Source organism: Pseudomonas sp. TSRC2-2, assembly GCF_049897785.1.
Taxonomy (GTDB): Bacteria; Pseudomonadota; Gammaproteobacteria; order Pseudomonadales; family Pseudomonadaceae; genus Aquipseudomonas.
This window is the reverse complement of sequence record NZ_JAFCWZ010000005.1, coordinates 163,038-189,404: the sequence shown is the minus strand read 5'-3', so window position 1 is coordinate 189,404 and position 26,367 is coordinate 163,038. Positions and strand designations below refer to the sequence as shown.

Annotated in this window: 25 protein-coding genes and 3 pseudogenes; 12 read left to right on the top strand and 16 right to left on the bottom strand. The window is 57.7% G+C overall.

Annotation, left to right across the window (positions count from 1 at the left end):
* The first annotated feature begins 84 nt into the window (after positions 1-84).
* A complete protein-coding gene (locus ACP7D9_RS11935) occupies positions 85-522 on the top strand; it encodes a multidrug/biocide efflux PACE transporter (RefSeq protein ID WP_426157602.1) in 438 nt (145 codons plus the stop codon).
* 112 nt (positions 523-634) lie between these two features.
* Here the strand turns inward: ACP7D9_RS11935 and ACP7D9_RS11930 are convergent, their stop codons facing one another.
* A complete protein-coding gene (locus ACP7D9_RS11930; RefSeq protein ID WP_426157600.1) occupies positions 635-1,393 on the bottom strand; it encodes an SDR family NAD(P)-dependent oxidoreductase in 759 nt (252 codons plus the stop codon).
* A gap of 121 nt (positions 1,394-1,514) precedes the next feature.
* On the opposite strand from ACP7D9_RS11930, the gene ACP7D9_RS11925 reads away from it, so the two are divergent.
* Positions 1,515-2,411, top strand: a complete 897-nt coding sequence (locus ACP7D9_RS11925; protein WP_426157598.1) for a LysR family transcriptional regulator — start codon at positions 1,515-1,517, stop codon at positions 2,409-2,411.
* Between the two features lie 127 nt (positions 2,412-2,538).
* Here the strand turns inward: ACP7D9_RS11925 and ACP7D9_RS11920 are convergent.
* Positions 2,539-2,682 (bottom strand): annotated as a pseudogene (locus tag ACP7D9_RS11920) (hypothetical protein); the annotation flags it as partial.
* A gap of 166 nt (positions 2,683-2,848) precedes the next feature.
* Positions 2,849-3,871, bottom strand: coding sequence for a transporter (locus tag ACP7D9_RS11915; protein ID WP_397479141.1), 1,023 nt, complete (start codon positions 3,869-3,871; stop codon positions 2,849-2,851).
* Positions 3,872-3,966: 95 nt separating this feature from the next.
* Between ACP7D9_RS11915 and ACP7D9_RS11910 the strand changes: the two are divergent.
* Both ACP7D9_RS11910 and ACP7D9_RS11905 read left to right on the top strand, forming a co-directional pair.
* Positions 3,967-4,887, top strand: a pseudogene (locus tag ACP7D9_RS11910) (hypothetical protein); the annotation flags it as partial.
* Between the two features lie 117 nt (positions 4,888-5,004).
* Entirely contained in the window at positions 5,005-5,772 is a 768-nt protein-coding gene (locus ACP7D9_RS11905) for a methyl-accepting chemotaxis protein (protein WP_371918364.1), read from the top strand.
* 106 nt (positions 5,773-5,878) lie between these two features.
* Here ACP7D9_RS11905 and ACP7D9_RS11900 read toward each other — a convergent pair whose 3' ends face one another.
* Both ACP7D9_RS11900 and ACP7D9_RS11895 read right to left on the bottom strand, forming a co-directional pair.
* Positions 5,879-6,184, bottom strand: coding sequence for a PepSY domain-containing protein (locus ACP7D9_RS11900; protein ID WP_039758030.1), 306 nt, complete (start codon positions 6,182-6,184; stop codon positions 5,879-5,881).
* A gap of 155 nt (positions 6,185-6,339) precedes the next feature.
* Positions 6,340-7,467 (bottom strand): glycerophosphodiester phosphodiesterase, encoded by a 1,128-nt coding sequence (locus tag ACP7D9_RS11895; RefSeq protein ID WP_101155877.1) that lies wholly within the window; start codon positions 7,465-7,467, stop codon positions 6,340-6,342.
* 220 nt (positions 7,468-7,687) lie between these two features.
* Between ACP7D9_RS11895 and ACP7D9_RS11890 the strand changes: the two genes are divergently transcribed.
* Positions 7,688-8,014 carry a DUF2025 family protein gene (locus tag ACP7D9_RS11890; RefSeq protein WP_426157595.1) on the top strand — a complete coding sequence of 109 codons (327 nt, stop codon included), beginning with the start codon at positions 7,688-7,690 and terminating at the stop codon, positions 8,012-8,014.
* 130 nt (positions 8,015-8,144) lie between these two features.
* Here ACP7D9_RS11890 and ACP7D9_RS11885 read toward each other — a convergent pair whose 3' ends face one another.
* Both ACP7D9_RS11885 and ACP7D9_RS11880 read right to left on the bottom strand, forming a co-directional pair.
* Positions 8,145-8,450: an antibiotic biosynthesis monooxygenase family protein gene (locus ACP7D9_RS11885; protein ID WP_426157593.1), complete on the bottom strand. Its 306-nt coding sequence runs from the start codon at positions 8,448-8,450 to the stop codon at positions 8,145-8,147.
* Positions 8,450-9,154, bottom strand: coding sequence for a CTP synthase C-terminal region-related (seleno)protein (locus tag ACP7D9_RS11880; RefSeq protein ID WP_426157591.1), 705 nt, complete (start codon positions 9,152-9,154; stop codon positions 8,450-8,452). The genes ACP7D9_RS11885 and ACP7D9_RS11880 overlap by 1 nt, the downstream gene beginning before the upstream one ends.
* A gap of 15 nt (positions 9,155-9,169) precedes the next feature.
* Between ACP7D9_RS11880 and ACP7D9_RS11875 the strand changes: the two genes are divergently transcribed.
* Positions 9,170-10,117: a LysR family transcriptional regulator gene (locus tag ACP7D9_RS11875; RefSeq protein ID WP_426157861.1), complete on the top strand. Its 948-nt coding sequence runs from the start codon at positions 9,170-9,172 to the stop codon at positions 10,115-10,117.
* A gap of 54 nt (positions 10,118-10,171) precedes the next feature.
* Here ACP7D9_RS11875 and ACP7D9_RS11870 read toward each other — a convergent pair whose 3' ends face one another.
* The gene (locus ACP7D9_RS11870) at positions 10,172-11,491 is read right to left on the bottom strand and encodes a methyl-accepting chemotaxis protein (protein WP_101155887.1); all 1,320 of its coding nucleotides are present in this window, start codon (positions 11,489-11,491) and stop codon (positions 10,172-10,174) included.
* 243 nt (positions 11,492-11,734) lie between these two features.
* The gene (locus tag ACP7D9_RS11865) at positions 11,735-12,343 is read right to left on the bottom strand and encodes a TetR/AcrR family transcriptional regulator (RefSeq protein ID WP_426157588.1); all 609 of its coding nucleotides are present in this window, start codon (positions 12,341-12,343) and stop codon (positions 11,735-11,737) included.
* Positions 12,344-12,553: 210 nt separating this feature from the next.
* Here ACP7D9_RS11865 and ACP7D9_RS11860 point away from each other — a divergent pair, with 210 nt between their 5' ends.
* Entirely contained in the window at positions 12,554-13,609 is a 1,056-nt protein-coding gene (locus ACP7D9_RS11860; protein ID WP_426157586.1) for an MBL fold metallo-hydrolase, read from the top strand.
* Between the two features lie 38 nt (positions 13,610-13,647).
* Here the strand turns inward: ACP7D9_RS11860 and ACP7D9_RS11855 are convergent, their stop codons facing one another.
* The 3 genes from ACP7D9_RS11855 to ACP7D9_RS11845 all read right to left on the bottom strand — a co-directional run bounded on the left by ACP7D9_RS11855 (position 13,648) and on the right by ACP7D9_RS11845 (position 15,096).
* Complete coding sequence (locus tag ACP7D9_RS11855; RefSeq protein WP_024014028.1) at positions 13,648-13,905, bottom strand: helix-turn-helix domain-containing protein; 258 nt, start codon at positions 13,903-13,905, stop codon at positions 13,648-13,650.
* Between the two features lie 12 nt (positions 13,906-13,917).
* Positions 13,918-14,235 (bottom strand): hypothetical protein, encoded by a 318-nt coding sequence (locus ACP7D9_RS11850; protein ID WP_039758012.1) that lies wholly within the window; start codon positions 14,233-14,235, stop codon positions 13,918-13,920.
* Between the two features lie 93 nt (positions 14,236-14,328).
* On the bottom strand, positions 14,329-15,096 hold the full coding sequence (locus tag ACP7D9_RS11845) for an AraC family transcriptional regulator (RefSeq protein ID WP_426157584.1): 768 nt from the start codon (positions 15,094-15,096) through the stop codon (positions 14,329-14,331).
* Positions 15,097-15,207: 111 nt separating this feature from the next.
* On the opposite strand from ACP7D9_RS11845, the gene ACP7D9_RS11840 reads away from it, so the two are divergent.
* The 3 genes from ACP7D9_RS11840 to ACP7D9_RS11830 all read left to right on the top strand — a co-directional run bounded on the left by ACP7D9_RS11840 (position 15,208) and on the right by ACP7D9_RS11830 (position 18,577).
* A complete protein-coding gene (locus ACP7D9_RS11840; protein ID WP_426157581.1) occupies positions 15,208-16,023 on the top strand; it encodes a sulfite exporter TauE/SafE family protein in 816 nt (271 codons plus the stop codon).
* Entirely contained in the window at positions 16,011-17,261 is a 1,251-nt protein-coding gene (locus ACP7D9_RS11835) for a hypothetical protein (protein WP_426157580.1), read from the top strand. The genes ACP7D9_RS11840 and ACP7D9_RS11835 overlap by 13 nt, the downstream gene beginning before the upstream one ends.
* Before the next feature lie 125 nt (positions 17,262-17,386).
* Positions 17,387-18,577 (top strand): hypothetical protein, encoded by a 1,191-nt coding sequence (locus ACP7D9_RS11830; RefSeq protein ID WP_426157578.1) that lies wholly within the window; start codon positions 17,387-17,389, stop codon positions 18,575-18,577.
* 3 nt (positions 18,578-18,580) lie between these two features.
* On the opposite strand, the gene ACP7D9_RS11825 is transcribed toward ACP7D9_RS11830, so the two are convergent.
* Complete coding sequence (locus ACP7D9_RS11825; protein ID WP_426157859.1) at positions 18,581-19,567, bottom strand: hypothetical protein; 987 nt, start codon at positions 19,565-19,567, stop codon at positions 18,581-18,583.
* Positions 19,568-19,826: 259 nt separating this feature from the next.
* Here ACP7D9_RS11825 and ACP7D9_RS11820 point away from each other — a divergent pair, with 259 nt between their 5' ends.
* Positions 19,827-20,639 carry an HNH endonuclease gene (locus ACP7D9_RS11820; RefSeq protein ID WP_426157576.1) on the top strand — a complete coding sequence of 271 codons (813 nt, stop codon included), beginning with the start codon at positions 19,827-19,829 and terminating at the stop codon, positions 20,637-20,639.
* Here the strand turns inward: ACP7D9_RS11820 and ACP7D9_RS11815 are convergent.
* From ACP7D9_RS11815 to ACP7D9_RS11805, 3 genes and pseudogenes are all read right to left on the bottom strand, one after another.
* Positions 20,605-21,165 (bottom strand): annotated as a pseudogene (locus ACP7D9_RS11815) (BRO-N domain-containing protein). The gene ACP7D9_RS11820 and the pseudogene ACP7D9_RS11815 overlap by 35 nt on opposite strands.
* Positions 21,166-21,513: 348 nt before the next feature.
* Positions 21,514-22,764, bottom strand: coding sequence for a ribonucleotide-diphosphate reductase subunit beta (locus ACP7D9_RS11810; RefSeq protein WP_039757978.1), 1,251 nt, complete (start codon positions 22,762-22,764; stop codon positions 21,514-21,516).
* Positions 22,765-23,311: 547 nt separating this feature from the next.
* Complete coding sequence (locus ACP7D9_RS11805; RefSeq protein ID WP_101155910.1) at positions 23,312-23,572, bottom strand: DUF2790 domain-containing protein; 261 nt, start codon at positions 23,570-23,572, stop codon at positions 23,312-23,314.
* 409 nt (positions 23,573-23,981) lie between these two features.
* Between ACP7D9_RS11805 and acs the strand changes: the two genes are divergently transcribed.
* On the top strand, positions 23,982-25,937 hold the full coding sequence (gene acs / locus ACP7D9_RS11800) for an acetate--CoA ligase (RefSeq protein ID WP_101155912.1): 1,956 nt from the start codon (positions 23,982-23,984) through the stop codon (positions 25,935-25,937).
* The last annotated feature ends 430 nt before the right edge of the window (positions 25,938-26,367 follow it).

Below are 26,367 nucleotides of genomic sequence, written 5' to 3'. Positions count from 1 at the left end.
TATCGCCTTGATCGATGGTTATTGGTTATGAAGTATCGGGATTCACTTGGAAAATGGCAACCAACGTTAATAAGGAGTCAGGCCATGACTGCCCACAAGTCCATCACCGAACGCGTTTTCCAGGCTGTTGGTTTCGAATTTCTCGCGATCCTGATCTGCACGCCGTTGCTCGCGTGGATCATGCAAAAGCCGCTGCTCGATATGGGCGCGGTGACCGTATTGATCGCGATGCTGGCGCTGGGGTGGAACGTGGTGTTCAACCGTTTCTTCGACCGTGCATTGGCGCGGATGAATCTGGCGCACAACGCTTGGGTGCGAGTGGTGCATGCGTTGCTGTTCGAAGGTGGACTGATCGTGATGGGCGTACCGCTGATTGCCTGGTGGCTGTCAGTCAGCCTGTGGCAGGCGTTGTTGCTCGACATCGGCGTGCTGCTGTTTTTCCTGCCGTACACCTACATCTATCACTGGGGTTATGACGTACTGCGCGAGCGCTTCATGGCCCGCCGCACATGTGGAAGCTAACGCCGATCCGCCGTAGGAGCTGCCGAAGGCTGCGATCTTTTGATCTTGTTTTAAAAAATCAAAGTCAAAAGATCGCAGCCTTCGGCAGCTCCTACAGGTCCGGTATTTGCAATCAGAGAAACATGCCGCCGGACGCCTCGACCCGCTGGCCATTGATCCACTGCCCGCCCTCTGACAGCAGCAGCGCCAGTGCACCGCCAATATCATCCGGTTGCCCGACCCGACCCAGCGCGGTGTTGCTGGCGACCATCGCATTGACAGCACCGTTGTCGCGCACCGTGCCACCGCCAAAATCGGTTTCAATCGCACCCGGCGCCAGAATGTTCACGCCAATCTGCCGCGCGCCAAGCTCCTTCGCTTGATAGCGGGTCAGCACTTCCATTGCGCCTTTCATTGCCGCATAGGCGCCGTAGCCCGGCAGGCTGAAGCGGGTCAGGCCGCTGGAGATATTGACGATGCGCCCACCGTCATTGATCAGCGGCAGCAGTTGCTGAGTCAGGAAGAACGGCCCCTTCAATTGCACGTTCATCAGCAGATCGAACTGCTCCGGGGTGGTTTCGCTGAACAGCGCGTGCACGCCGATCCCGGCATTGTTGATGAGGAAATCAAAACGCTGCCGCTCGAAGGTGTGTTGCAGAGTCTGTGCAACCTGCGCGGCAAACGCGGCGAAGCTTTCGCTGTGGCCGACGTCCAGTTGCAGCATCGCCGCTTTCGCGCCGAGTGCCTGTAATTCGTTGACCACATTTTGCGCCTCGTCGGCGCGGCTGTTGTAGGTGCCGATGATGTCGATGCCTTGCGCGGCGAGGTGGAGGGCGGCGCTACGGCCCAGGCCACGACTGGCGCCAGTGATCAGTGCGATTTTGCGGTTCATGCTGACTTCCTCGATTGCATTGAGTGGGGATGGAAGAAGTTTATTTGTCCGCCCGGAGGTGATAAACACAGCAAAAGCGGAATCACTGATCGGCTCAGCCGAACAATCATCGGGGCTTGTCATGAACAAACTGGAACTGCTGCGAACGTTCGTCCGGGTCAGCGAACTGTCGAGTTTCACCCTCGCCGGGGAAAGCCTCGGCCTGCCGCGCTCCACCGTGTCCGAGCAGGTGCAAGCGCTCGAAGCCTTGCTTGGCACGCGCCTGTTGCAGCGCACCACGCGCAAGGTGCAGGCCACTCAGGACGGCCTGGTGCTGTATGAGCGCAGCAAGGATTTGCTCTCGCACATGGATGAAATCGAGGGGTTGTTTCGTCAGGACGAGGCGTCGCTGACCGGGCGCATCCGGGTCGACATGCCGAATATTCTGGCGCGGCGGCTGATCATGCCGCGACTGCCGGAATTCATGGATCGCCACCCGCATCTGCAGATGGAAATCAGCAGCACCGACCGTCGTGTCGATCTGCTAAGCGAGGGTTTCGACTGTGTTTTACGCATCGGCGCGCAGCCGGATCAGTCGGTGGTTGCCCGCCATCTCGGCGACTTTCCGATGGTCAACTGCGCCAGCCCGGCTTACCTGGAGCGTTACGGCGTGCCGCAGTCGCTCGAGGATCTGGCGCAGCATCGGCTGGTGCATTACGTCGGTGTGCTGGGCTCGCGTTCGGAGGGGTTTGTCTACGAGGCGGGCGGCGAGGTGCGGCGCGTGGCGATGGCCGGCAGTGTCACGGTCAACAGCACCGATGCCTATGAAGCGGCGTGCCTGGGCGGTTTCGGCCTGACGCAGGTGCCGCGTACCGGCATGCAACCGCATCTGGAAAATGGCGAACTGCTGACTGTACTGGCGCAATACACCGCACCGCCGATGGCGATTTCGTTGTTGTATGCGCGACAACGGCATTTGCCGCTGCGGGTGCGAGTGTTTATGGATTGGCTCGGCGATGTGGTTCGCTCAACGCTCTGACTGACCCACACAAATCCAGATGTGAGAGCGGGCTTGCTCGCGAAGGCGATGTGTCAGGTGATACAGATGAGTCTGACAAACCGCCTTCGCGAGCAAGCCCGCTCCCACATTGGTTGCGCGTATGTTCTCAGAAGATTTGGGTGAACAACCAATAGAGGCTGCCCGACAGCAGGATGGCCGCCGGCAGCGTCAACACCCAGGCCATCAGCAGATTACGGATGGTGCGCATCTGCAACCCGGCGCCGTTGGCCACCATGGTCCCGGCCACGCCCGGCAGGTCAGTGTTTGGCCTATTAGTCCGACCGTTGATCTGCAGAACAAGCTGACTGTGGGAGCGGGCTTGCTCGCGAAAGCGGTGCGTCAGTCAACGGTGTCTCACCTGACACAACGCCTTCGCGAGCAAGCCCGCTCCCGCAGGGATCCCGGTGCAGGTGAAGTCAATAATCCCCACGTTTGCGAAACGCCCAGCGCCCGGCGATCACCGTGAACGTCGCCACCAGCGCGACCAGTACCCAAAAACCGTGCGGATCCTGCGACAGCGGCACACCGCCGACATTCATCCCGAAAAAACCGGCGATGATGTTGATCGGCAAGGCCAGCACCGTCACCACCGTGAGGGTGAACAGCGTGCGGTTGCTCTGTTCGTTGAGGTTGGCGGCGATCTCTTCCTGCAGCAGTTTGATCCGTTCGCCGAGGGCGGTGAGGTCGTTGATGATCAGCGCGAATTCCTCCGTGGATTTGCGCAGCTCTTTGACGTCCTCCTTCTGCAACCACGGCGGCGGGCGATTGAGCAGGCGCAGCAACGAACCCGGTTCCAGCGCCAGCAATCGTTGCAAACGCACCAGCACGCGACGGTTGCCGCCAAGCTCGGCGCGGTTGGTCGACAGTCGCGAGGAGAGCAATTGGTCCTCGACCTGATCGACGCTCAGGCTGGTCTTGCGCACGATCTGCGTCAGCACTTCACCCTGGTCGCGCAGCAGATGCACAAGCAGTTCCGAGGGCGAACGAAAGCACTCGCCGGCCTTCACCGACGAGCGCAACTTGTCCACCGAATGCAGCGGTTGCAGGCGTGCGCTGACGATCAATTTGCTGCGCACGCAAACCCACAATGTCGACACATCGGAAGAAACCATGCTGCTGAGGTTGAACACCACATCGTTGACTACCGCCAGCAGCGCCGAGTCGACATGCTCGATACGTGTCGAACGCGAGCCCTCATGCAACGCCTCGAAAAATTCGTCGGGCAATTGCAGATGACTTTTCATCCAGCGCTCGCACGCGGCATGGGCAAGGTTGAGATGCAGCCAGAGGAATTCGCCGCTGTCGCTGTCGTCCTGCAGACAACGCAAAGCCGTCGCCGAATCGATTTCCCGACCGCGCTCACCGGGCAGAAAGCGAAATCCGTAGAGCAAGCCAAACAGGTCCGGATCGCGATGGCTGATATCGAGGCTGTGGTTCATGGCGGCTCGCTGGGAGGAGGGTGTCTGTTGCGGGATTTTCAGGTTCACCCGAGCGGCATCATCGCAAGCTCACATGACCGTTTTATGACAACAAAATGACGTCAAATCAACGTGTTACCGGCTGTCGGAAGATTCTCAAGAACGGCTCTGGCGCGCCGATCTCAGGTGAGTTAGGTTGCGCGCCACTGGCCTCTGGCCATGGTGCGTCGACAGGGAAGTCCGGCCATTTTTCACGTCCGCTTTTGGGCGTGCCTCATCCCTGCTTCGAGTACCTTGCAATGCTGCAAAAATCCCTGAGAGCGCAAATTCTCGCCCTGCTGAGCGGCAGTCTGCTGGCGATGCTGTTGATCGCGCTGGCCTGCTTTCATTTCCTCTCCAACGGTGTGCAAAGCTACAGTCAACTGATCGCCGGCCCGTTGCACACTTCGCAACTGATCGATGAAGCCAACCTGCAGTTCAAAGTGCAGGTGCAGGAATGGAAAAACGTCCTGCTGCGTGGCAAGCAACCGGCGGATCTGGCGAAATACTGGAGCCAGTTCGAAGAGCGCCAGCGCGACGTGCAGACCATTCTCGGCGAACTGGCCGGCCAGAAAGGTATCGAGGCCAATCTCAAATCACGTATCGAACGCTTGCGCGAAGAGCATCGCCAGTTGGGCGTGGCCTACCAGAAGGGCCGTGACGCCTACGTCGCTACCGGAGGCGATCCGGGCGCCGGTGACGCCGCTGTCAAAGGCCTCGACCGCGCCACCAGCGAGCAGATGAGCGAACTGGTCGCCGAGTTGCGCAAGCAAGGCGATCAGCAGTCGAAGCTCATCAGTGCCAGCGCTGATCGCACCGTGTGGCTGGGGCTGCTGGTGATGCTTGCGTCAGGCTTGCTGATCGGTCTGCTGAGCCTGTGGCTGGTCAGCCGCAACCTGATCGAGCCGATCCGCAACCTCATTGATTACGTCACCCGCTTGAGCCGTGGCCAGTTGGCCGAGCGTGTAGTCAGCGAGCGTCGCGATGAGCTGGGCAACCTCGCTGCCGCAGCAAACACCCTGCGCGATTTTCTGGCGGACACCTTCGCGCGGTTGCAGCGCAGCGCCAGCAATCTGGACAGCGCCAGTGGCGAGCTCAATGCGATCGCCACGACCATGGCCGGCGGCACCAGCGAGCAATTCAATCGCACCGATCAGGTGGCTACGGCGATGAACGAAATGTCCGCCACGGCCCAGGAAGTCGCCCGGCACGCCGCTGATGCCGCGCGTGCTGCTGACGATGCCGACCAGTCGGCGCAGCAGGGCGAAAAGGTCATGCAAACCACCATTCATTCGATCACGCAGATGCGCGGTGAAATCGCCAACACCGCCACGGTGATCCGTCGACTGGAAACCGACAGCGGTCGTATCGGCAAGGTGCTGGAAGTCATTCGCGGCATCGCTGAACAGACCAACCTGCTGGCGCTCAACGCAGCCATTGAAGCGGCGCGGGCGGGTGAGGCAGGACGTGGTTTTGCCGTCGTCGCCGATGAGGTGCGCAACCTCGCTCAGCGCACGGCCGAGTCGATCATCGAGATCAACCAGATCATTCAGAACGTGCAGACCGGCGCCGTCGACGCCGCGCACGCGATCGAGAGCGGCCAGGCGCGCAGTGATGAAAGTGTCGAGCAGGTGACCCAGGCTGGTGCGATGCTTGAGCGCATCACTTTGGCCGTGGAGGCGATTCGCGACATGAACCGTCAGATCGCCACGGCGGCAGAAGAGCAGACTTCAGTGGCCGAGGATATCTCACGCAACCTGACTGAAATCACCGCGATTGCCAGCACCAACCTGGACAACGTGCAGCGCACCGAAAGTGCCAGTCAGAACCTGCATGGTTTGTCGGGGCAGTTGAATGAAGTGACGGCGCGGTTGAGTGCTTGATAGGGGAGGGCGTAACCGAGTCAAAGCGTCACACCTGCAATGATTTTTATCAGGCATAAAAAAGCCGCACGATCGTTCAATCGTGCGGCACTTTAACAGCGGTCTATCAAGTGTCTTGCTTGTTGCTCAGCACTTTGCCGGTGGTGGCATCAAAGTCCACGTCGAACTCTTTGCCGTCAGCGGTTTTAAGTTCAACTTCGTACTCGTAACCGTTGAAGTGATTATCCAGGTCGGTGTCGGTGATCGTTGCGCCCGGGTGCAGTTTCAGTGCTTCGGCGTTCATCGATTCCAGCGACTTGATCTTGCCGTCCTTGACCAATTGCGGCACTTGGTCGATGCGAACATCAGCCTGAGCCAGGCCAGCGGTGAGGGTCAGGGCAGCAGCGGTAAACAGGGCAGTCAAAGTTTTCATCGGTTCATTCCTTGGCAGTGCGTTGAAGTGGTTGTCTGTGTAAGTGGGTTCAGATTAACCAGCGCAACTTAATTCACCCTTAAATCGCCACATCGCGAGAAAGTCCGTCTTCGTGGGAGCGAGCCTGCTCGCGAAGTGAGCAACTTATTAGCTGTTCAGAAACCGTTCTTCTTCAAAATCTCATCAACACTGCCAACAGCCGGACGCTTGTAGAATTTCAGCAGTTCACTGGCACGGTTGGTAAAGATGCCATCAACCCCCGCCGCCATGACCTTCTCGTAATCCACGGCCTCGTCGACCGTATACACGTGCACCAGCAAGCCCTGGTCGTGGGTGTACTGGTTCATCCACGGTTGCACGAGGTCGGAATAACTCTGGTCACCCCCGTGAGTCAGCTTCGCCGATGGACCAGTGCCGATCGCGCCTTGGGCCTTGGCGTAATCGACCCATTGCTTGAATTCCGCTTCCGACTTCGGCTCCTGCTTGCCGTAAAACACGTTTTTGTCTTTCTCGCCGGACGCTGCAAACGTCACGGTGGATTTAGGCTCGATGCTGCCTTCGCCGACCCACAACAGCAGGATCTTCGGCACTTGCGGCATTTCCTTCTCCAGCAATTGCAGGCTGTTTTTATCGAAGGTTTGCAGGATCACCTTGCCTTTGCCTTGACCGACGCCCAGCGCACTTTTCGCCAGTTTCGAACCGGCCGGGCTCAGCCAGCCGCGATCCTGCAGTTTTTCCTTGAGGTCATGTTCGATGCCGGGAAACAGCTGCGGCTCTTTGGTCTCGATGTACAGGCCCGGCTTGTGCTGCGGGTTGGCGCGGGCGATGTCGATGATTTCATCAAGGGTGAGAATTTTCAGCCCGGCGTAGGAGGGACGTGCGCGATCCGGGTATTGGGTGTTGAACCAGCTGCCGGCATCGAGGGTTTTCAGTTCGGCCATGGTGAACGCGGTGGCCGGGCTGTCCTTGCGCTCGGGGAATTTGCTGGCGACATCGGTGGTGCGTTGCAGGTTGTCGTCGTGCAGGACGAAGAGCACGCCGTCCTTGCTGCGCTGCAAATCCATTTCCAGGTAATCGGCGCCCAGGTCACGGGCCAGTTTGTAGGCCGCTGCGGTGGATTCCGGGGCATCGAACGATGCGCCACGGTGAGCAATTACCGCCGGATGCGGAATGCCATGGGCGGCGGCAATTGCCTTGGGCACCGGGTGGCTGTCGGCGTGCGCTTGACCGAGGCCGAACAGCAGACTCAGCAGCAGGGCGCTTCGGGTAAAAGTAGCAGGCATGGTCGAGTTCCTTTCGCAGGTCTTTTTCGAGACGTACCTTTTAACAACTGAAGCGCCGCAGGGCTATCGCCAGACCGACATAAACCGAGCAAAAAGGAAATTTCCTGCGCTTTTGTGGCGCTGTTTGCAGTACGCTTGCCCTCGGCAGACGTCCCGGCAGAGGGCGCGCCGCTGCGTTGCCCTGCGTGTAGACCATCGATCATCTTTCGTGAGGTTTACCATGCGCATCACCTCCCAACTCATCTGCCAGGCCGCCGACAATCTGAAAGGTTTCGTCGGCCTGAATCGCAAGACCGGCCAATATATCGTGCGCTTCAGCGAGGATTCGTTCGGTATGGATGTGGCCGATGACGGCATCATTGCGGCCAGTGAATTCGTCTGGGCAACGCTGTCGGACACGACCATGACGCTCAAGCGCGAGTTTATTCAGGTGTTGCTGGATCAACACATCGACGAGCGGATCAACATCACCGAGCCATTGCAGGTGTATATGAGCAAAGCCGAGGTACCGGAGATTGTTGCGGTGCGGAGTCTGGTGCGGGGCTGAAGTCGAGGTGACTTGATCGGCCCTATCGCTGGCGGGCCAGCTCCTGCAGGTTATGCATGGTCTTGAGGAACACGCTGTACCTGTGGGAGCGGGCTTGCCCGCAAAGAGGCCGATTGAGGCACCGCAATGCTTAAAGTCCGAATGCATATTCGCGCTCAACCCGGCACACCCGGGTATGAAACGCCGAATACCATGCAGAGCGCCCACGCGCCTGAATCAACCGGTGTTCGGGATGGTCTCGCCACGCCAGAATTGCCGCCTCACTCTGCCAATACGACACGGTGATCCCGACACCGTCTGCGGCCCGAACCGATTCCACGCCAAGAAAGCCTGGCTGCTCAAGTACCAACTCGGCCATGCGCTGCGCCGCAGCGGCATAACCGTTGTCGCCCTCGGTGCGGGTCGAGGTGAAGATCACTGCGTAGCAAGTCGTCATCAGCGTGGCCCCCCGCAGGCCTCGACAAATGCGCGAATCAGCGGGGGTAATTTTCCCGCGAGCGCGGCGCGTTCCGGCTGGAACAGCGTGGCGACGAAGAACGGATGGTTTTTCAGTTCGACAGCGCGCAGATCCCCCGCCGAATCATGGCCGACCGCTTGTAGCTGGTCGCTCAATAATTGCTGTTCAAAAAGCGGATTCACCCCGTAGCGGCAGCGATAGCCTTCTTCAATTTCAGACGCTTCGTACGCCTTGGCGATCAACGAACCGGGCATGAGGTGAATGACGTCGATGGCTTCAACCAGCGAGCAGGTCAGCGGCGCGAGCACAGCGCGTTCGGATTCTGGGGAGGTTTCCCCGTGCTCGGCATCGGCCCACCCCAGCACATTGCGCGAATGTTCCAGAACCACGTACTGAAAACCACCACAAGTGCCGAGGAAAGGACGCCTTTGTTCGCGGGCAAAGCGGATGGCGCGTAGCGCACCGTCTTCACTCTTGTAGGGGCTGGCGGGTACGCACCAGAATCCGTCGTAGAGATTGAGCGCTGTGTCGGCGTGAATCTGATCGGTGGCCAGCCAATTGAGTTGCACGGTGCGTGTCAGATGTTCGGCGACCCGTTGCAGAGCAACCGGGATGGCTCGGTGGGCGGTGACCTGGGGATCGTGGTCGCCAATCAGGGCGATGCGGATGGCGCGATTTTCCATGGGATTTCCCTGCGCTTGCTGATGGATGGCACTCACTATAGATTGGCGCTCACGCATTCAATATTGGCGTTTCCCCAAGTGATCAATGCAGCAGCGCACTATCGACTCGACTATCCCGATCTGGCGCTGATCCTCGCTTTGGTGCGCGGCGGCTCGCTGGCACGGGCCGCGCAGTTGCTTCAGGTCGATGTGTCGACGGTTTTCCGCGCGGTTCGCCGACTGGAGTCGGCGCTCGGTCAGCAATTGTTCGAAAAAAGCCGCACCGGTTACCTGCCAACCACACTGGCGCAGACCTTGACCGAGCAAGCCGAACGCGCCGAACAGGCGCTGGAAGCCGCGCGGATCGGCGTAGAGCGGGAGGGGGAAGTCGTGACCGGCACGGTGCGTGTGACCTGCACCGATTCGGTATTGCAGGGCCTGCTGTTGCCTGCGCTGGCGCAGTTCATGCCCAACTATCCGGCGCTGACGATCGAGCTGAGTACCTCCAACGATTTCGCCAGCCTCAGTCGTCGCGACGCCGACATTGCCTTGCGCCTGACACGTGCACCGCCAGAGCACTTGGTGGGACGGCAGCTGGCGAAGGTTTTCTACCGTGTTTGCGTCCATGCGCGTTATCTGCAGAATGTCGATGCGTCAGATCTGAGTGCGCTGACCTGGATTGCTCCGGACGAATTCCTGCCGGATCACCCCACCGTGGCCTGGCGCCGCCAACAGTTGCCCGGTGTAATCCCGGCTTATCGCTGCAACAGCATGCTTTCTGTGAAAGAACTGGTGCGGGCCGGCCTGGGTGTGGCAGCGTTGCCCGACTTTCTGATCAACGACGGTTTGCAGACCTTGGGCGAAGCATTGCCGGGGTGCGACACGGCGCTGTGGCTGCTGACCCGGCCCGATTGCCGGGCCTTGCGCTCGGTAGTGACGCTGTTCGATGAACTGGGCCGCGCATTGCGTTTGCCCCCGCACTGAATCTGCGCCGCCAGCCGCAGTGGTAATCCCACCGGGTAAAGCCAACCAATCCCTTCACCCCGGCACCCGCTCATTGGCAAACATGCTCACCGCATCCACGGCCTCACTGGCGCCATCGCGAATCTGCAAAATCACCGTACCGGCCTGATTGGCCAGTTCCACGCCTTCGGCTGCGCGGTCGCGGGTGCCTTGCATGCTCTTGATCGCCTGCCGTGTCTCGCTCTGGATCAAACTGATCATGTTGGAAATCTCGGCGGTGGAGCCGCTGGTGCGCGCGGCCAGTTGCCGCACTTCATCGGCCACTACGGCAAAACCGCGACCCTGTTCACCGGCGCGTGCGGCTTCGATGGCGGCGTTGAGCGCGAGCAGATTGGTCTGATCGGCGATCGCGCGGATGGTGTTGACGATGGCCGTAATCTGCTCCGAGCGGTCGCCCAGTTGCGCGATCAGCGTGGAGGACTGGCTGATGTCCTCGGCAATTTCGCGCATTTCGCTGGCAGCCTGTTGAATCACTTGCGTACCTTGCTCGGCGACTTTTCGTGTCGCCACCGAGATGTGATAAGCGGTGCTGGCACTGCGCGCATCCTGATCGTGTTGTTCGACGCGAGCAGTGACGTCCGACGCGAACTTGACCACTTTATATAAACGCCCCGAGGCATCGTAGACCGGGTTGTAGTTGGCCTCCAGCCACACGGTCTGACCGCGTTTATCCACGCGTTCGAACTGACCGTGGAAGAACTCGCCCTGATTCAAGCGCCGCCAGAAATCCTGATAGGCACCGCTGTTGACCAGCGTCGGGGTGCAGAACAAACGGTGATGTTGGCCCTTGAGTTCCGCGAGGTTATAGCCCATGCGCGTGAGAAAATTCTGGTTGGCGGTAAGAATGTTGCCGTCGAGATCGAATTCGATCACCGCCATCGCCCGATCGATCGCCTGCAGCTTGGCGTTGGCTTCGTTCTCCTGCTGAACTTTGGTGGTGACATCCATCGCGTACTTGACCACTTTGATCACCCGCCCCGACGCATCCTTGATCGGGTTGTAGCTGGCTTCCAGCCATATCGGCTGGCCTTTGCTGTTGACCCGTTCAAAGGTGCCGGACTGGAACTGACCGTTTTTCAAGCGCGACCACAACTCAGTGTATTGGGCACTGCGACCGAATTCAGGTGTGCAGAAATGCCGGTGCGGCTGGCCAATCGCCTGGGCAGCCGTGTAACCCATGGTCTGGAGAAAATTGTCATTGGCTCGCAACACCACGCCATCAAGATCAAACTCGATCACCGCCATCGAACGGTTGATCGCTTCGAGCATTGCAGCTTGGTCAAAAACGGTGTGTTGCAGTCCTTCGAGGGCGGCTTTGTGGCGTTTGAAAAACATGCTTGCGATACTCGGGAGTGGGAAAAATCAAAAGGATTCAGTCCCTAATTCCTGCGCCGGCAGACCGAAATGCACTGGCGGCATTCGGCGGTGACTGCTCAAAGCCAGCGTTCCGTTACTGGCAGATGGCTACTTATACAAAACTTCATAAAGTTGTACAAGAAAGGAATTTTTCGCGAGTTTGTATAACTTTTTGCGAAATTAGTTGTACACGTTTGAGCGCCTGCTCGGCTGAACAGAGAATCAGCCTTGATAGCACGCCAAAAACATCTCCAGTGCCGACTCGGCAACCGCGTTCTGCGCGTCTGGATCAAGGGCCGCGCGGCCGAGCGAGATCTGCGGCCAGAACGCGAACGCCTTGAGCAAGCCTTGCACTTGATGCGCGGCAAACTCTGGATCCACCGGTTTGAGCCGTCCATCGGCTTGCGCCGCGCGTATCCAGACGGTCAATCCTTCCTCGCGCTCGCCCATGCGCTCGATCATGTTCTGCGCACGTTCGGGGGAATGAATGGTGGCGGCAATCGCTACCCGGGCGAGGGTAAGAAAATTCTCATCGGCCATCATCTGCACCTTCTCTCGCAACATTTGCCGCAACTGCTCGCTCAGCGGTTGCTCGCGGTTATAGCTAACCGATGGCTCGGCAATGATCCGCGCCCATAACTGGTTGAGGATATCGGCGAACAGTTCTTCTTTGCTGGGGAAGTGGTTGTACACCGTACGCTTCGACACGCCGGCGGTGGCAGCGATCTTGTCCATGCTGGTGATTTCAAACCCATGGGCACGGAATTCGGCGATCGCTGCCTGGATGATGGCTTCGCGTTTGCGGTCGGTCAGGCGTTGGGGAGCGGTCATGGGCAGGCTTCGGCAGAGAAGAGAGGAATTACACTTGGCAGTTTACTTGGCGTCGGCTTTGATGCAACCTAGAAACTACACCGCTCAGTGTAATGTTGCGTTAATCCTCGCACCTTACAAACCAGAGCGTTTGGCCCTTGCGTGCAGCTTGGCCATTTTCATTTCCCGTGGAATACCGTGCAGCACACGGTTTTTCGGAGTCGTTCAGTCATGGCCAATCCAGTCTCTCTCCCGGATAAAACTCCCAAGCCTGAAGCCTCTCGACAGGATCAAGGGCTGTTTCGCAATCATGCGCCGGTACAGCGCGAAGGCCTGCGCAAAATGCTGCGGATCATGTGGAACATGATTTTCCACAAACCGCGCGACACCCGTCCAACCGCTGCCATCCCTGTGCAGCCGCTTACTCGCGAAGATCTGCTCGCAGCGCCGAATCACAGCGTTTACCGCTTGGGGCACTCGACGCTGTTGCTGAAGATGCGCGACAAATTCTGGATTACCGACCCGGTCTTCGCCGAGCGCGCCTCGCCAGTACAGTGGGCGGGTCCGAAACGTTTCCATCAGCCACCGATCAGCATCGACGAACTGCCGCCGATCGAAGCGGTGATCCTCTCGCACAACCATTACGATCATCTCGACTACGAAGCGGTACTCAAACTCGCCGCCAAAACCACGTACTTCCTGACCCCGCTGGGCGTGGGCGACACCCTGATCAAGTGGGGCATCGACGCCAGCAAAGTGCGCCAGTATGACTGGTGGCAGGGCACCGAAATCGCCGGTATCCGCTTCGTTGCCACACCTTCGCAGCACTTTTCCGGTCGTGGCCTCTTCGACGGCAACAGCACCTTGTGGGCGTCATGGGTAATGATCGACGCCGGCACACGAATTTTCTTCAGCGGCGACAGCGGTTACTTCGACGGCTTCAAACGCATCGGCGAACAGTACGGCCCGTTCGACCTGACCCTGATGGAAACCGGCGCCTACAACGTCGAATGGCTGCACGTGCACATGCAGCCGGAAGAAACCCTGCAAGCCCACATCGACCTCAAGGGCCGCTGGCTCTTCCCGATCCACAACGGCACCTTCGACCTGGCCATGCACGCCTGGCACGAACCTTTTGACCGCATCCTTGCGCTTGCATGGGAACGCAGTATTGCGATTACCACACCGCGGATGGGGGAGGCGTTCAACCTTGCGCATCCACAACGGGGGAGTGCGTGGTGGATGGCGGTTGAAGAGGAGGGGGAGGCGCTAGTGCAGAACGCCTGACGATTTCATCCGGTTCGCCTCGGTGCGAACCGGATGAATCAGATTCCTATTTCCTTCATTCGCCGGTGGTAATCCTCCATCGTAGCGACTGACAAATCCCTGAATTTTCCACGAAGTATCTGACTTAGTGTTTCCAAGGTGATGCCAGTAATTTGCGCCGCTTCAGATTCGTTCAGGTTGGCAGTCTTGATCAACGCGGCCATTTTCGTCGCATATCCCGATTTGATCAGCATTTCATCTGCACCCTGCAGTCCCAAATCTGCGTAGACGTTGCCCGTGCTTCTTTCGATGTCCATCCTTAGCGCTCCTTATTCGGCCATCGCAAAATCCCCACGCCCCACCGATTCCCCCGCCATACCCTGCGCCCTGACACTCCGCCCCGGTGCAAACCCCGGGAAGAACACCAATCCCTGCGCTTCAAACCGATAAGCCAGTGCCAGTCTCGCGGCGTCCGCCACGTCCTGCTGCGCTTCGAACCGCTGGATATCTGCCACCGCCACCTCGGCCTCGCGCGACAGTTGTTCAACGCTCCAGCCCAGCATGGCGCGGGCCTGGACGCAGTGGGTCGGGGTGAACTGGAAAAGGGCAATGCGTTCGAGGACGTGGTTCATCGCAAGAGAGGCCATGGTGTGCTCCGGGCTCAAAAGTGCTGATTGAAAATGTACTGTGTTTTTGTACAGTTGTTTTCGGCCGGGATCAAATGCATTTTTCGAGTTTGCCTAGTTCGTCGGCTCCAACCAGACGGACGGTGCCTGTCCCAGCACTCGCCGAAACATCGTCGAAAACGCCGCCGGGCTCTCGTAGCCGAAGTCCAAGGCAATCCGCGTCACCGCTTCCCCCGCCGCCAGCCGTGCCAGTGCCTGCACCACGCAGGCTTGCTGTCGCCACTGGCGAAAGCTGAGGCCGGTCTGCTGCCGAAACAATCTGTTAAAGGTGCGCAAGCTTATGTGTAACAGATCGGCCCAATCCTGCGGCGATTGGTGGGTATTGGGCATGTTCAGAAAGGTCTGACACAGACTGAGGAGCTTTCCTTCGGCGGGCATGGGAATGTGTAGGGCAAGGGGCGCGCTGCGTGCCAGTTCATGCAACAGCAAGTTGATCAGCATACCGTCGCGTCCGGCTTGGTCGTACATCAGTGGCACGTCCACCGCTTCCATCAGCAAATGCCGCAGCAGCGGCGACACGTTCAGCACTTGGCATTCCGGCCCCAATTCCACGTTGCCCGGTTCGATGTAGAGGCTGCGTGTGCTCACCCCGAGCATCAATACCTCGTGGGCCACACCCGGCGCAATCCACACCGCACGCTGCGGCGGCACCACCCAATTACCATTCTGAGTGCTGACTTGCATCACGCCCGTGGCGCCGTAGAGCAATTGCCCACGTCGATGCGCATGAAACGGGAGTAGGTGGCCGTGGGAATAATCGGTACCGATGGCCACGACCGGGCGAGGCGTGTCATCGAGCTGATTGATCGAAATATTGCGCATCAGGTGTGTTCCAGCGATTGGCGTAAACGCAAACATTATTGGCTGAACTGCTGAAGCCGGCCAGTGCATGCCGCTCTAATGTCGGGGGCTTTCCCCATCCGGACGCCCGCCATGTTCTACCTTCTGCTTACACTGTTCGGCTGCCTCACCGGCATCAGCGCCGTGCTCTTCGGTTTCGGCGGCGGCTTCGTCATCGTGCCGCTGCTCTATCGCGTGCTCACCGCCGGCCACGCCGCCGACGACCCCATCGCGCAATCGGCCATGCACATCGCCGTGGCCACCTCGACCTGCGTGATGATCGTCAACGCCCTGATCGCCACACGCAAACACGAACGCGCCGGCAATCTGCTCCGAGAATACCTTTGGCCATTGGGCGGGTTTATCGGTGCGGGCGCGGTCGTCGGCGCCATCGGCGCGATGTGGGTCAGCGGCGAAGTGATCCGCTACGCCTTCATCGTCTACCTGGGCGTGACCATCGTTGATTGCCTGCTGCGCCGCGGATTTCTTACACAGTCCCGAACCACAATCCCACGACGACTGACCTCGACAGAAACATCCGCTGGCGGTGTAGGAATCGGCGCCATCGCGACGTTCCTCGGCGTAGGAGGAAGCGTCATGACCGTGCCGCTGCTGCGCCGTTGCGGGCTGAGCATGTCGCAAGCGACCTCCATGGCCAATCCGCTCAGCGTGCCGGTGGCGTTGGCCGGGACGCTGACGTACATGGCGCTTGCCGGGTTTAGTCAGGCTGACTTGGGGGCGTGGTTTGTCGGGTATTTGGATCTGCTGGCGTTTGCGGTGCTGACGGTGGGGTCGCTCATCGGGATTCGATTGGCCGCGCCATGGATTGGGCGGATACCGGATCGGGTGCATGCGCGCGTGTACATCGGTTTACTTATGGTGGTGATGATCAGCATGTGCTTGAGCTGAGCGTGACGGCGCTCGATTCCAGCGCGCAAGCTCGCCATAATCCGCAGCTACTCTCGCGGGCAGTTGCTCGCTTATTCAGGGATGAAGTGATGTGTCGAGGACTGTTACGTCTTTTTACCGTTTTTTGTCTAACGGGTTCTTTTGTCTCGACGGCAGCTTGGGCCGAGACCGGCGCGCAGTTGTTCACCGGCACGTTGGGTAAATCGTCTATCGTCCTCGAAATAAACCCTCGTACCGGAGAGGGACGTTACTTTTACAAGAAGTACCGCAAGGATCTACCACTCGACGGTGCTCTGGACGGTGAAACGCTTGTGCTGGAAGAAGGCTCGCGGATGGACGACTCACGCCCGACCTTGCGTCTGCAGCCGACAACTGATGGTTGGTATGGCGAGTGGACGAGCACCGCAGGGAAAAGCCTGAAGATCAAGTTACAGCCAGCCGTTGTCCCCGATGTACCGGATGATGCCTTGCCCTTTTTCACCACACTTCACGACAAGTACCCTTACGAGTACCTGCGGCTGCAGGGCGTCACACTCAAAAAAGGCAACATCGACACCTTCATGGGCTACACGCTGCAGTGGTGGAGCGAGCCGAAGACAGGCACTTCTCTGTTTGAAGTGGTCTCGGGTTATTCCCTTGAAGAGCGTCGACGCATCAACCAACAATTGATGGCGCGTTTGTGGAGCGAGGTATTGTCGTCTTATGGATGTTCAGGCAGTTACGCGCAGTCGAGCCAACCACTGTGGATGTCGTCAACAGTGATGAGTGTTCTGATTTCATCAGATTACTTCTGCGGCGGTGCCTATCCGGATCAAAGCCAGGATGCGCTCAACTTCGACACTAAAACGGGCAGACTCCTGACCCTTGATGATGTTTTGTGGGTGGGGCAGGGCAAGCCATTGCATTTCCAACGAGAGGGCGACTTCGGCGGGGAGGCGTCCGGCTCGTCTGATTCCTGGTCTAACTACCGCAGTGAGGAACTGGCACCCTGGCTGGTCGCGCAGTTGCTGAAACTCTACCCCAGTGAAATGACCGTCACCCCCGAAGGCGAAAACGACTGCAACTACGACGAGAGTTATCCCTGGCAATTTCCCGGTTGGCACTTCACGCAACTGGGCATCAAGCTGGAGCCATCATTTCCCCACGTCGCGGCGGTCTGCGGATTCGTCGACTGGAGCGTTCTGCCGTACACAATCGTCAAACAACATCCGGGCGGGGTTGCATTGCAACTGCCTTGAGGTGGCGTTTTCTTTCATGCGCAGCCTCTCGATTCCTGACCACAACCCCGCCATAATCGCCGCGAATTTATCCGCGCCGGCCCTCAAGTGCCGGCGCGACCTCCGACTCTTTCAAGGAACGATCAATGCTCAAGGGACTGATGCGCCTGGCGCCATGCGCTGCTGTGCTGTTCTCGCTGATTCCAAGTGTCCACGCCGATGATGGCCGACGCGTGTTCACCGGCACGTTGGGCAAAATGCCGATCGTCGTAGAGCTCAATATCACGCAGCAGGACGAAGTAACCGGTCGGTACTTCTACGAAAAATACCATCGTGATTTGCCGCTCAATGGCGCGTTGCAGAACGGCACGCTGACCTTGACCGAGGGCAATAATCGCTATGGTGACGACAAGCCGCTGTCAACGTTGGAACTGGAAGAAACCGGCAGCGGCTGGCAGGGCGAATGGAGAAGTCCGCAGGGCAAGAAGCTGCCGGTGAAACTCACCGAGGCCAGACTTACCGCCCCCACCTCATCAACTTTGCCGTTCATTGCCGCTTTGCCCTACAGCGAGCCTTACGAGTATTTGCGCCTGCAGGGACTCAAACTGAAACCGGCGAAGAAAGAAAACTTCATGGGCTACGACCTGCAATGGTGGACAGAGCCTGAGACAAAGATTTCCCTGTTCAGCGTGGAGTCCGGATTGTCGAAAGATGATCAGCAACGGGTTAACCAGCAGTTGCTTGGACGCCTCTGGAATGAAGTCATCAGTTACCACGGCTGCCAGTTGCAGGGCGGCGAAAACGTCGACTTCATGCAACAGGCGCAACCGAAGATGATCTCGCCAGCCGTGGTCAGCCTGAACATCTCGACCAGCTATTACTGCGGCGGCGCGCATCCAGACTTCGGCGATTCACCGCTCAACATTGACGTCAAAACCGGCCACCCGCTGTCCCTCGAAGATGTCCTGTGGGTCGGTGAGGGCAAACCACTTTTACATGCCGAACGCGACAGCCTGGGCGACGAACCTCTGAGCAAGGACGAAAGTAACGCGCGCTATCAGTACGTAAGCAAAGAGTTGGTGCCGTGGGTGATCAAACAATTCACGGCCCTGTACCCCACAGAAATGAAGACACCGACGGGAGATGACGACTGCAACTTCCAGGATGAAAGCATCTGGGGGACTTCACCTTGGTACTTCACCGAGAAGGGCTTGTACCTCGGCGCCTACTTCGCTCGCGTGCAACGCTCTTGTGATAGACCTGACTGGTCGATCCTGCCGTACTCCCTGGTCAAACAACACCCTGGCGCCGTAAAACTGCAACTGCCCCAAGGCTAGCCATCACTCCAACCCCGGCGCTTCACGAATGATGAAGTGATCCAGGTTCTCGATATTGGCATTGAAGACCTCGAACGGTTTTTCGGGGTTCTTCTTGCCAGGCACCTGCTTCAACTCCGGCGTCACCCCATAGAAGAAACAGAACAACGCCTTGTCGCTGTCCACCGCGTGTTTGATCTCTTCCAGAAACGCCTTGCGCTTGCGGTAGTTGTCGATCAGCTTCCTGTTCAGATAAACACTGACCGGGTACGGCTTTTTCTTGCTGTCTCCGGGCTTCTTGAACCAGACCTTGTCCTCGAAATCGATACGAAAACTGGCACTGTGGAAGTCCTCGATCTTCTTGATCCGCCCCCAGTAAATCAGCCCCTTGTTGTCCGTCAGATATTCAATCTTCTTGAAGAACGAACTGTACGGCGCCGAATGCTCACCGACCTTCAACGGCATCCGCTTGAGCAAATCCTTGTCAGCGAAGTTCGAAACAAAACACTCCACCGGATGCGCAAACACACTGGTCTTGTCCGGCGCCGACTCACGACTCGCTGACTCCTTGCCACTGTCCGCCGCCGCCCGCACCGGATCATCCCGCAACACATCCGCCGCCCCCGCAGGCGCAACAGGCTTGCGCACATACTCACGCCGGGTCAGCAACAACTCCGATGGAAAGTGTTCCTCACGCCCATCATCCACCTCGCCATCCGCCGTCTCAACGCCAGATGCCGAAGCCTTCAAGCTCACATACGGACAACCCGCCACATGCTGCGTCGTGGGCAGATTCTTGAAGTGGGGCGTGCGCACGTAATTCACGTTCTTAGCGTTGAACGTACCCAACTCATTGGAAGCTTCGAACGCCGAACGACAGGCATCGTTGGGGCACTGGAAGTGTTCCTTCGCAGAGTCAAACGCCACCGTCTCATCGAAATTAAGATCGCGAACGTCATAGATCGACAACTTGTCGTCGAGGCTGAGGCAGTAGGCGAGATCGAATTTCATGGTGGGGCTCGGATCCTTGAGTGGGGGAGGGGTATTAATAGCGGGAGGTGCGTGGTGGTGCACCTAATAATTCTTTTTTGCTGCAGTGAAGTGGTCATTTTGTAGGCTTCGCTAAAGCATTCTAGAGAGAGATGTGGAACACATGTCTCACCGAACGGCTGAAGCGTTGGCTTGAGTCAGTCGTGAGAGCCTTCCGTAAGTCGTGTAGGACTTTTCTCTAGATTTGGTAATCTCTAGCCTCTGATAAGAGGATGAGTGGATGCCAGCCGTAATTGCCGAGAATGATTTGTCAAAATGGGCCGATCAAACTGGGGTCCTCTACCACTTCCCGAAGCGGTACAAGGAAATCCTTATCCAGGGAACAGAGGTTATCTACTACAAAGGGAAACTGAAAAATAAGGCTTTCTCAGCGTTACGTTTGAGTTCTGCGCCTCACTATTTTGGCTTAGCCCGCATAGGAAGGGTGTATGCAGACAGGAACAGTAAGCGAGGAGACCTGTTTGCCTCTATTGAGGATTTTCGTCAATTTGAGTTGGCAATCCCACTAAAGCTTGAGGGGGAGTACCTTGAGCAAATTCCCTCAAATCTAAAGAACAATTACTGGCGTAACGGTGTTCGGTCCATTGATCAAACCGTGTTCGACCGGATCTCATCCAATGCTGTGCTGACGCCATCGCAGGCAGATGACTTCATCCAGCCTGACGGTACGGAGGATTTTGAAACCGTAATCGTTGGTACTGAAGGTAAAAAATCTACTTATTACGGTGTGAGATACGAGCGCTGTCCCAAGCTTAGACGTCAGGCTATCGCTATTCATGGCCTTCTATGCAAAGCATGTGATTTTGACTTTGAGAAAGCCTATGGGGCGCACGCGAAGGGCTTTATTCATGTACATCACGTGAAACCCATTTCCGAATTTGAAGAGGAACAGGTTGTCGATCCAGTGACTGACCTTATTCCTCTCTGTGCAAACTGCCATGCAATTGTTCATAGAAAGCCTCAGCAATTACTGAGTGTTGAGCAATTGAAAGGGCTTCTCAATGGTCGTTGGGTTTTCGATGATTTGACCTAAGCGAATGTTTGGAAAACTGCAACGTATTTACGACCCGCCGCCACCAAGAATTAGCTTCGATCGTTCGTCGTCGCGGCTGATCATTTAACAAATAAGGCATATCCCGAAGCCGAATCCAGCCCTCATCCTGCTAATGCAGCAAACTCAAAGACATTTCCGGCCAATCCAACAAACTCAACATTGGCCGATGTGAATCCCCCGAATTCTGCGCATCGCGCAATGTCGGCACTACCTCATTGGTCAACCACTCACGCAGCAACCGATTTCCCGGTACGTAGTGATAGATCAATAGCGCATACACCCCCGATTCACTGAGCATCAGATGCTGTTCTGGTTCTCGAAAGTACTCGATCCGCATGACGCGGCGTTGATCGCTATCTAGCTTGTGGACCACCCGATCATTCAGGTGGAAGCCCATCAAACGGCCAACATCCCGGGCGGAGAACCATGGCTGATTTTCGAGTAGAAGGGCATGTAGAGAAAGGTTGTGGCGAGAGAAGACTGTTACCGAGCATGGATCAGACATATCTATGACCTCTACGTTTTGGATTTTGGAAGGGCCGGACCCCAACGTAGAGCGGACTTAAAAAATCCCAACGAGCAGAGCAGTTGTCACCGACGAATTACGCGTCTGTGTCACTGACGAAGCTTTCTACGTTGGGCGTTTCTTAGGCACCTGCTACAGAGCTTAGTAGTGCTCGCAGCAGGCTTCAATGGGAAGCGACTGTAAGTGCTGTAGGAGATTGAGCGCTGTGACTTAGGCGTAAAAAGGCTCACCGATCGCCCACAAAAAAGCCCCGATAAAATCGGGGCTTTTTGCTTTCTCGACTTGTCGACTCAGGCAGCGTTCGTCAAATCGTGCCAAGCGAGACTATCAATCCCAGCTCAACGCCCCACCAGTCTGATACTCAATAACCCGTGTCTCAAAGAAATTCTTCTCTTTCTTCAAGTCCATAATCTCGCTCATCCAAGGGAACGGGTTAGTCGTCCCTGGGTATTCCTCTTTCAAACCGATCTGCGACAAACGACGGTTCGCGATGAACTTCAGGTAGTCCTCCATCATCGCCGCGTTCATGCCCAACACCCCGCGAGGCATGGTATCCCGCGCGTATTCGATCTCCAGCTGCGTACCCTGCAGGATCATCTGGGTCGCTTCTTCCTTCATTTCGGCGTCCCACAGGTGTGGGTTTTCGATTTTGATCTGGTTGATCACGTCGATGCCGAAGTTCAGGTGCATGGATTCGTCGCGCAGGATGTATTGGAACTGCTCGGCGACGCCGGTCATTTTGTTGCGGCGGCCCATGGAGAGGATCTGGGTGAAGCCGCAGTAGAAGAAGATGCCTTCCAGCACGCAGTAGTAGGCGATCAGGTTGCGCAGCAACTCTTTGTCGGTGTCCGGGGTGCCGGTTTCGAACTTCGGATCGGAGATCGAACGGGTGTATTTCAGGCCCCAGGCGGCTTTTTTCGCGACCGATGGGATCTCGTGGTACATGTTGAAGATTTCGCCTTCATCCATGGCCAGCGATTCGATGCAGTACTGGTAGGCGTGGGTATGGATCGCTTCTTCGAAAGCCTGGCGCAGGATGTACTGGCGGCATTCCGGGTTGGTGATCAGGCGGTACACGGCCAGGACCAGGTTGTTGGCAACCAGGGAGTCGGCGGTGGAGAAGAAGCCGAGGTTGCGCATGACGATGCGGCGCTCGTCGTCGGTCAGGCCTTCCGGGTTTTTCCAGAGGGCGATGTCGGCGGTCATGTTGACTTCTTGCGGCATCCAGTGGTTTGCGCAACCGTCCAGATATTTCTGCCAGGCCCAGTCGTACTTGAATGGCACGAGTTGGTTGAGGTCGGCGCGGCAGTTGATCATGCGCTTTTCGTCAACGGCGACACGGGCGGAGGCGCCTTCGAGTTCGGCGAGGCCTTCGGCGACGTCGAGGGAGTTCAGTGCAGCCTTGGCGCGGGCCACGGCGGCCGAGTCGTCGGCGGTCACGGCGCGGGCTTCGAGCGCTGCGGCGCCGCCGGCGTTGTCGAGGCGGTCCATGTTGGCTTCGCTTGCGTGGCCGGCGTTGGCGCCTTTCACGGTTGCGACTTCACTGTCTTCTTTATCGAATTCGTCCCAGCTCAGCATGACGTGTCGTCTCCTGCGTGAGGGCTTGTGCCCGTGTGAAACCTGATGGTTTGGTTTTTCACACGGCCAAAGCCGCGTTGGATGTCGTTTTTTGCAGCGCTGCACGCAGGCAAATAAACAGAAATTTTGACGGGTTCCGAGAGCCTCTGATGGGCGCAATCAGCGTCTGGCACTGTTGCGGGGCTTCAGAATGGCTTTTGCTCCCTGTAAGGGAATATTGCTGACCCGTATGGGGCGGCATTATAGGGAAATTTTTACCGGCGTGGTGCGGCGAATCGGCTCATGGCGAGGACGAGGAAGGGGTGGATTTCGATCCGACCGAGGGATTACAGGGCTTTGCGCGGAGTCGACCCCTGCAGATTTTTTTTCGTTAAATTTTTGGCAGATGATTTTCTGTTTAAAAAATAGCCAGAAAAGCGCGTTTTTCACTATATCTAGTGTTTTGCAAGCGTTTTTCGCGGCTCCAGACACAACTGAGCCCGACCGAAGCCGGGCTGGAATCGACCCTCGATGTAGCGCTGAGCGATCCGATTCGGTGCAGTCTGATTCAGTTGGTGCAGCCGTTGCCCATGATGCTGTAGCGCAGGATGTGGCGTTGGCCCTTGGAGTCGTCGTATTCCATTTTCGCCGGTACGACTTCGCAGACATTCGGAACTTCGCTCATCGATACAACTTTGGCGATGTCCAGGTGTGTGGAGTAAGTGTATTCCTCGATGACCGGTTGTTGCTGTGCGACATCAGTCGGGCCCTCGTTTGCCATGGCGGTTGCGCACAGACTGCTGAGGGCCAGAACCAATAAAGCTTTCATTTCTAATTCACCTTTTTGAGGTCGAGTGGGGTCACGCAACCTTTTTAGGGTTGCGTGTGGAGCTTGAGTATTTGATGCGTTACTTGGAGAGCTGGATTAACGGCCTTCGTGGGGGCTGTAACGTTGTTAATCGCGGTTGCCTTGTTGGCGAGGTGAATTTTAGGGCGGTGGAACCGGGGTAAACAGAGCGGGTTTTGATAAACACTTTTGGCATATTCGGTAACAATCCATCGCACCTCCCTTGTAAGAGCTGTCGAGTGCAACGAGCCGGCGATCTTTTGATCTTGCTTTGAAGATCAAAAGATCGCAGCCTGCGGCAGCTCCTACAACCATCGTCGAATGGTTCTATGGGCCCCACCCGGCTACAACGGGGTCATACAAAAACAACTATTACACCGAGGTAGGAAAGATGAGTGCGGCTTCTCTGTATCCCGTTCGTCCCGAGGTTCTGGCAAACACGCTGACTGACGAGGCGACCTACAAAGCCATGTACCAGCAGTCGGTGGTCAACCCTGACGGCTTCTGGCGCGAGCAAGCCCAGCGTCTCGACTGGATCAAGCCTTTCACCACGGTGAAACAAACCTCGTTCGACGATCACCATGTCGACATCAAGTGGTTTGCCGACGGCACCCTGAACGTTTCCTACAACTGCCTCGACCGTCATCTGGCCGAGCGCGGCGATCAAGTGGCAATCATCTGGGAAGGCGACGATCCTTCCGAAAGCCGCAACATCACCTACCGCGAACTGCACGAGCAAGTGTGCAAACTGGCCAACGCATTGCGCGGCCAGGACGTGCACCGTGGCGACGTGGTGACCATTTACATGCCGATGATTCCCGAAGCCGTGGTCGCCATGCTGGCTTGCACCCGGATCGGCGCGATTCACTCGGTGGTGTTCGGTGGTTTCTCGCCGGAAGCGCTGGCCGGTCGCATCATCGACTGCAAATCGAAAGTGGTGATCACCGCTGACGAAGGCATCCGTGCCGGCAAGAAGATTTCCCTCAAGGCCAACGTCGACGACGCCCTGACCAACCCGGAAACCAGCAGCATCCAGAAAGTCATCGTCTGCAAGCGCACCGGTGGCGATATCAAGTGGAACCAGCATCGCGACATCTGGTACGAAGACCTGATGAAAGTCGCGGGCACCGTTTGCGCGCCGAAAGAGATGGGTGCCGAAGAAGCGCTGTTCATCCTTTATACCTCCGGCTCGACCGGCAAGCCGAAGGGCGTGCAGCACACCACCGGCGGTTATCTGCTGTATGCGGCGATGACTCACGAGCGCGTGTTCGACTACCGTCCGGGCGAAATCTACTGGTGCACCGCCGACGTCGGCTGGGTCACCGGCCACAGTTACATCGTCTACGGCCCGCTGGCCAACGGCGCGACCACCGTGCTGTTCGAAGGTGTGCCGAACTACCCGGACATCACCCGGGTGGCGAAGATCATCGACAAGCACAAGGTCAACATCCTCTACACCGCGCCGACCGCGATCCGCGCGATGATGGCTTCCGGTCAGGCCGCCGTTGAAGGCGCCGATGGCAGCAGTCTGCGCCTGCTCGGTTCGGTCGGTGAGCCGATCAACCCGGAAGCCTGGGACTGGTACTACAAGAATGTCGGCAAGTCGCGTTGCCCGATCGTCGATACCTGGTGGCAGACCGAAACCGGCGGCAACATGATGAGCCCGCTGCCAGGCGCCCACGCGCTGAAGCCAGGCTCGGCGGCGCGTCCGTTCTTTGGTGTGGTGCCGGCGTTGGTCGACAACCTTGGCAACATCATCGAGGGCGAGGCTGAAGGCAATCTGGTGATTCTCGATTCGTGGCCAGGCCAGGCCCGCACGCTGTACGGCGATCACGATCGCTTCGTCGATACCTACTTCAAGACTTTCCGTGGCATGTACTTCACCGGTGACGGCGCGCGTCGCGATGCCGACGGTTACTACTGGATCACCGGGCGCGTCGACGACGTGCTCAACGTGTCCGGCCACCGCATGGGCACGGCCGAGATCGAAAGCGCGATGGTCGCGCATCCGAAGGTTGCCGAAGCTGCAGTGGTCGGTGTGCCGCATGACATCAAGGGGCAGGGCATTTATGTCTACGTGACCTTGAAGAATGGCGAGGAGCCGACCGAGCAACTGCGTCTGGAGCTGAAGAACTGGGTGCGCAAAGAGATCGGCCCGATCGCTTCACCGGACGTGATCCAGTGGGCGCCGGGGCTGCCGAAGACTCGTTCGGGCAAGATCATGCGCCGCATTCTGCGCAAGATTGCCACGGCGGAATACGACGGGCTGGGGGATATCTCGACTCTGGCGGATCCAGGTGTGGTGCAGCATTTGATTGATACGCACAAGACGATGAATGTGGCTTAAGTCGCAGGTCTGAAAAGAAGAAAGCCCCGTCCGGTGTATGCCGGGCGGGGCTTTTTTTGTCTGTGGGTTTTGTGGTGGTTTTGCCGACCCTTCGCGAGCAAGCCCGCTCCCACAGGTTGAACCTGTTCCTTCAGGTCCAATGCGCTCAAAATTGTGGGAGCGGGCTTGCTCGCGAAGGCGATCTGTCAGACACGGCAGCAGTCAGCTGTAGGAAACCGCAACACCCCAACCAATAATTATCGACCTGCGCCGCAGGACTCTTCCGTCTGTTACCCGCCACAACCCAATGTGTAACCGCCCGCGCCAATCCGGGGCGAAGGGAAACGCTACGCCCCGTATTAGAGCCTTAAAAGCTCCGCTGAAAAATAAGACGCAACGCTGCGCTTGCCGGATTAGAAGGGTTTGCGAATAATGGGCCCGCAACTTGCAA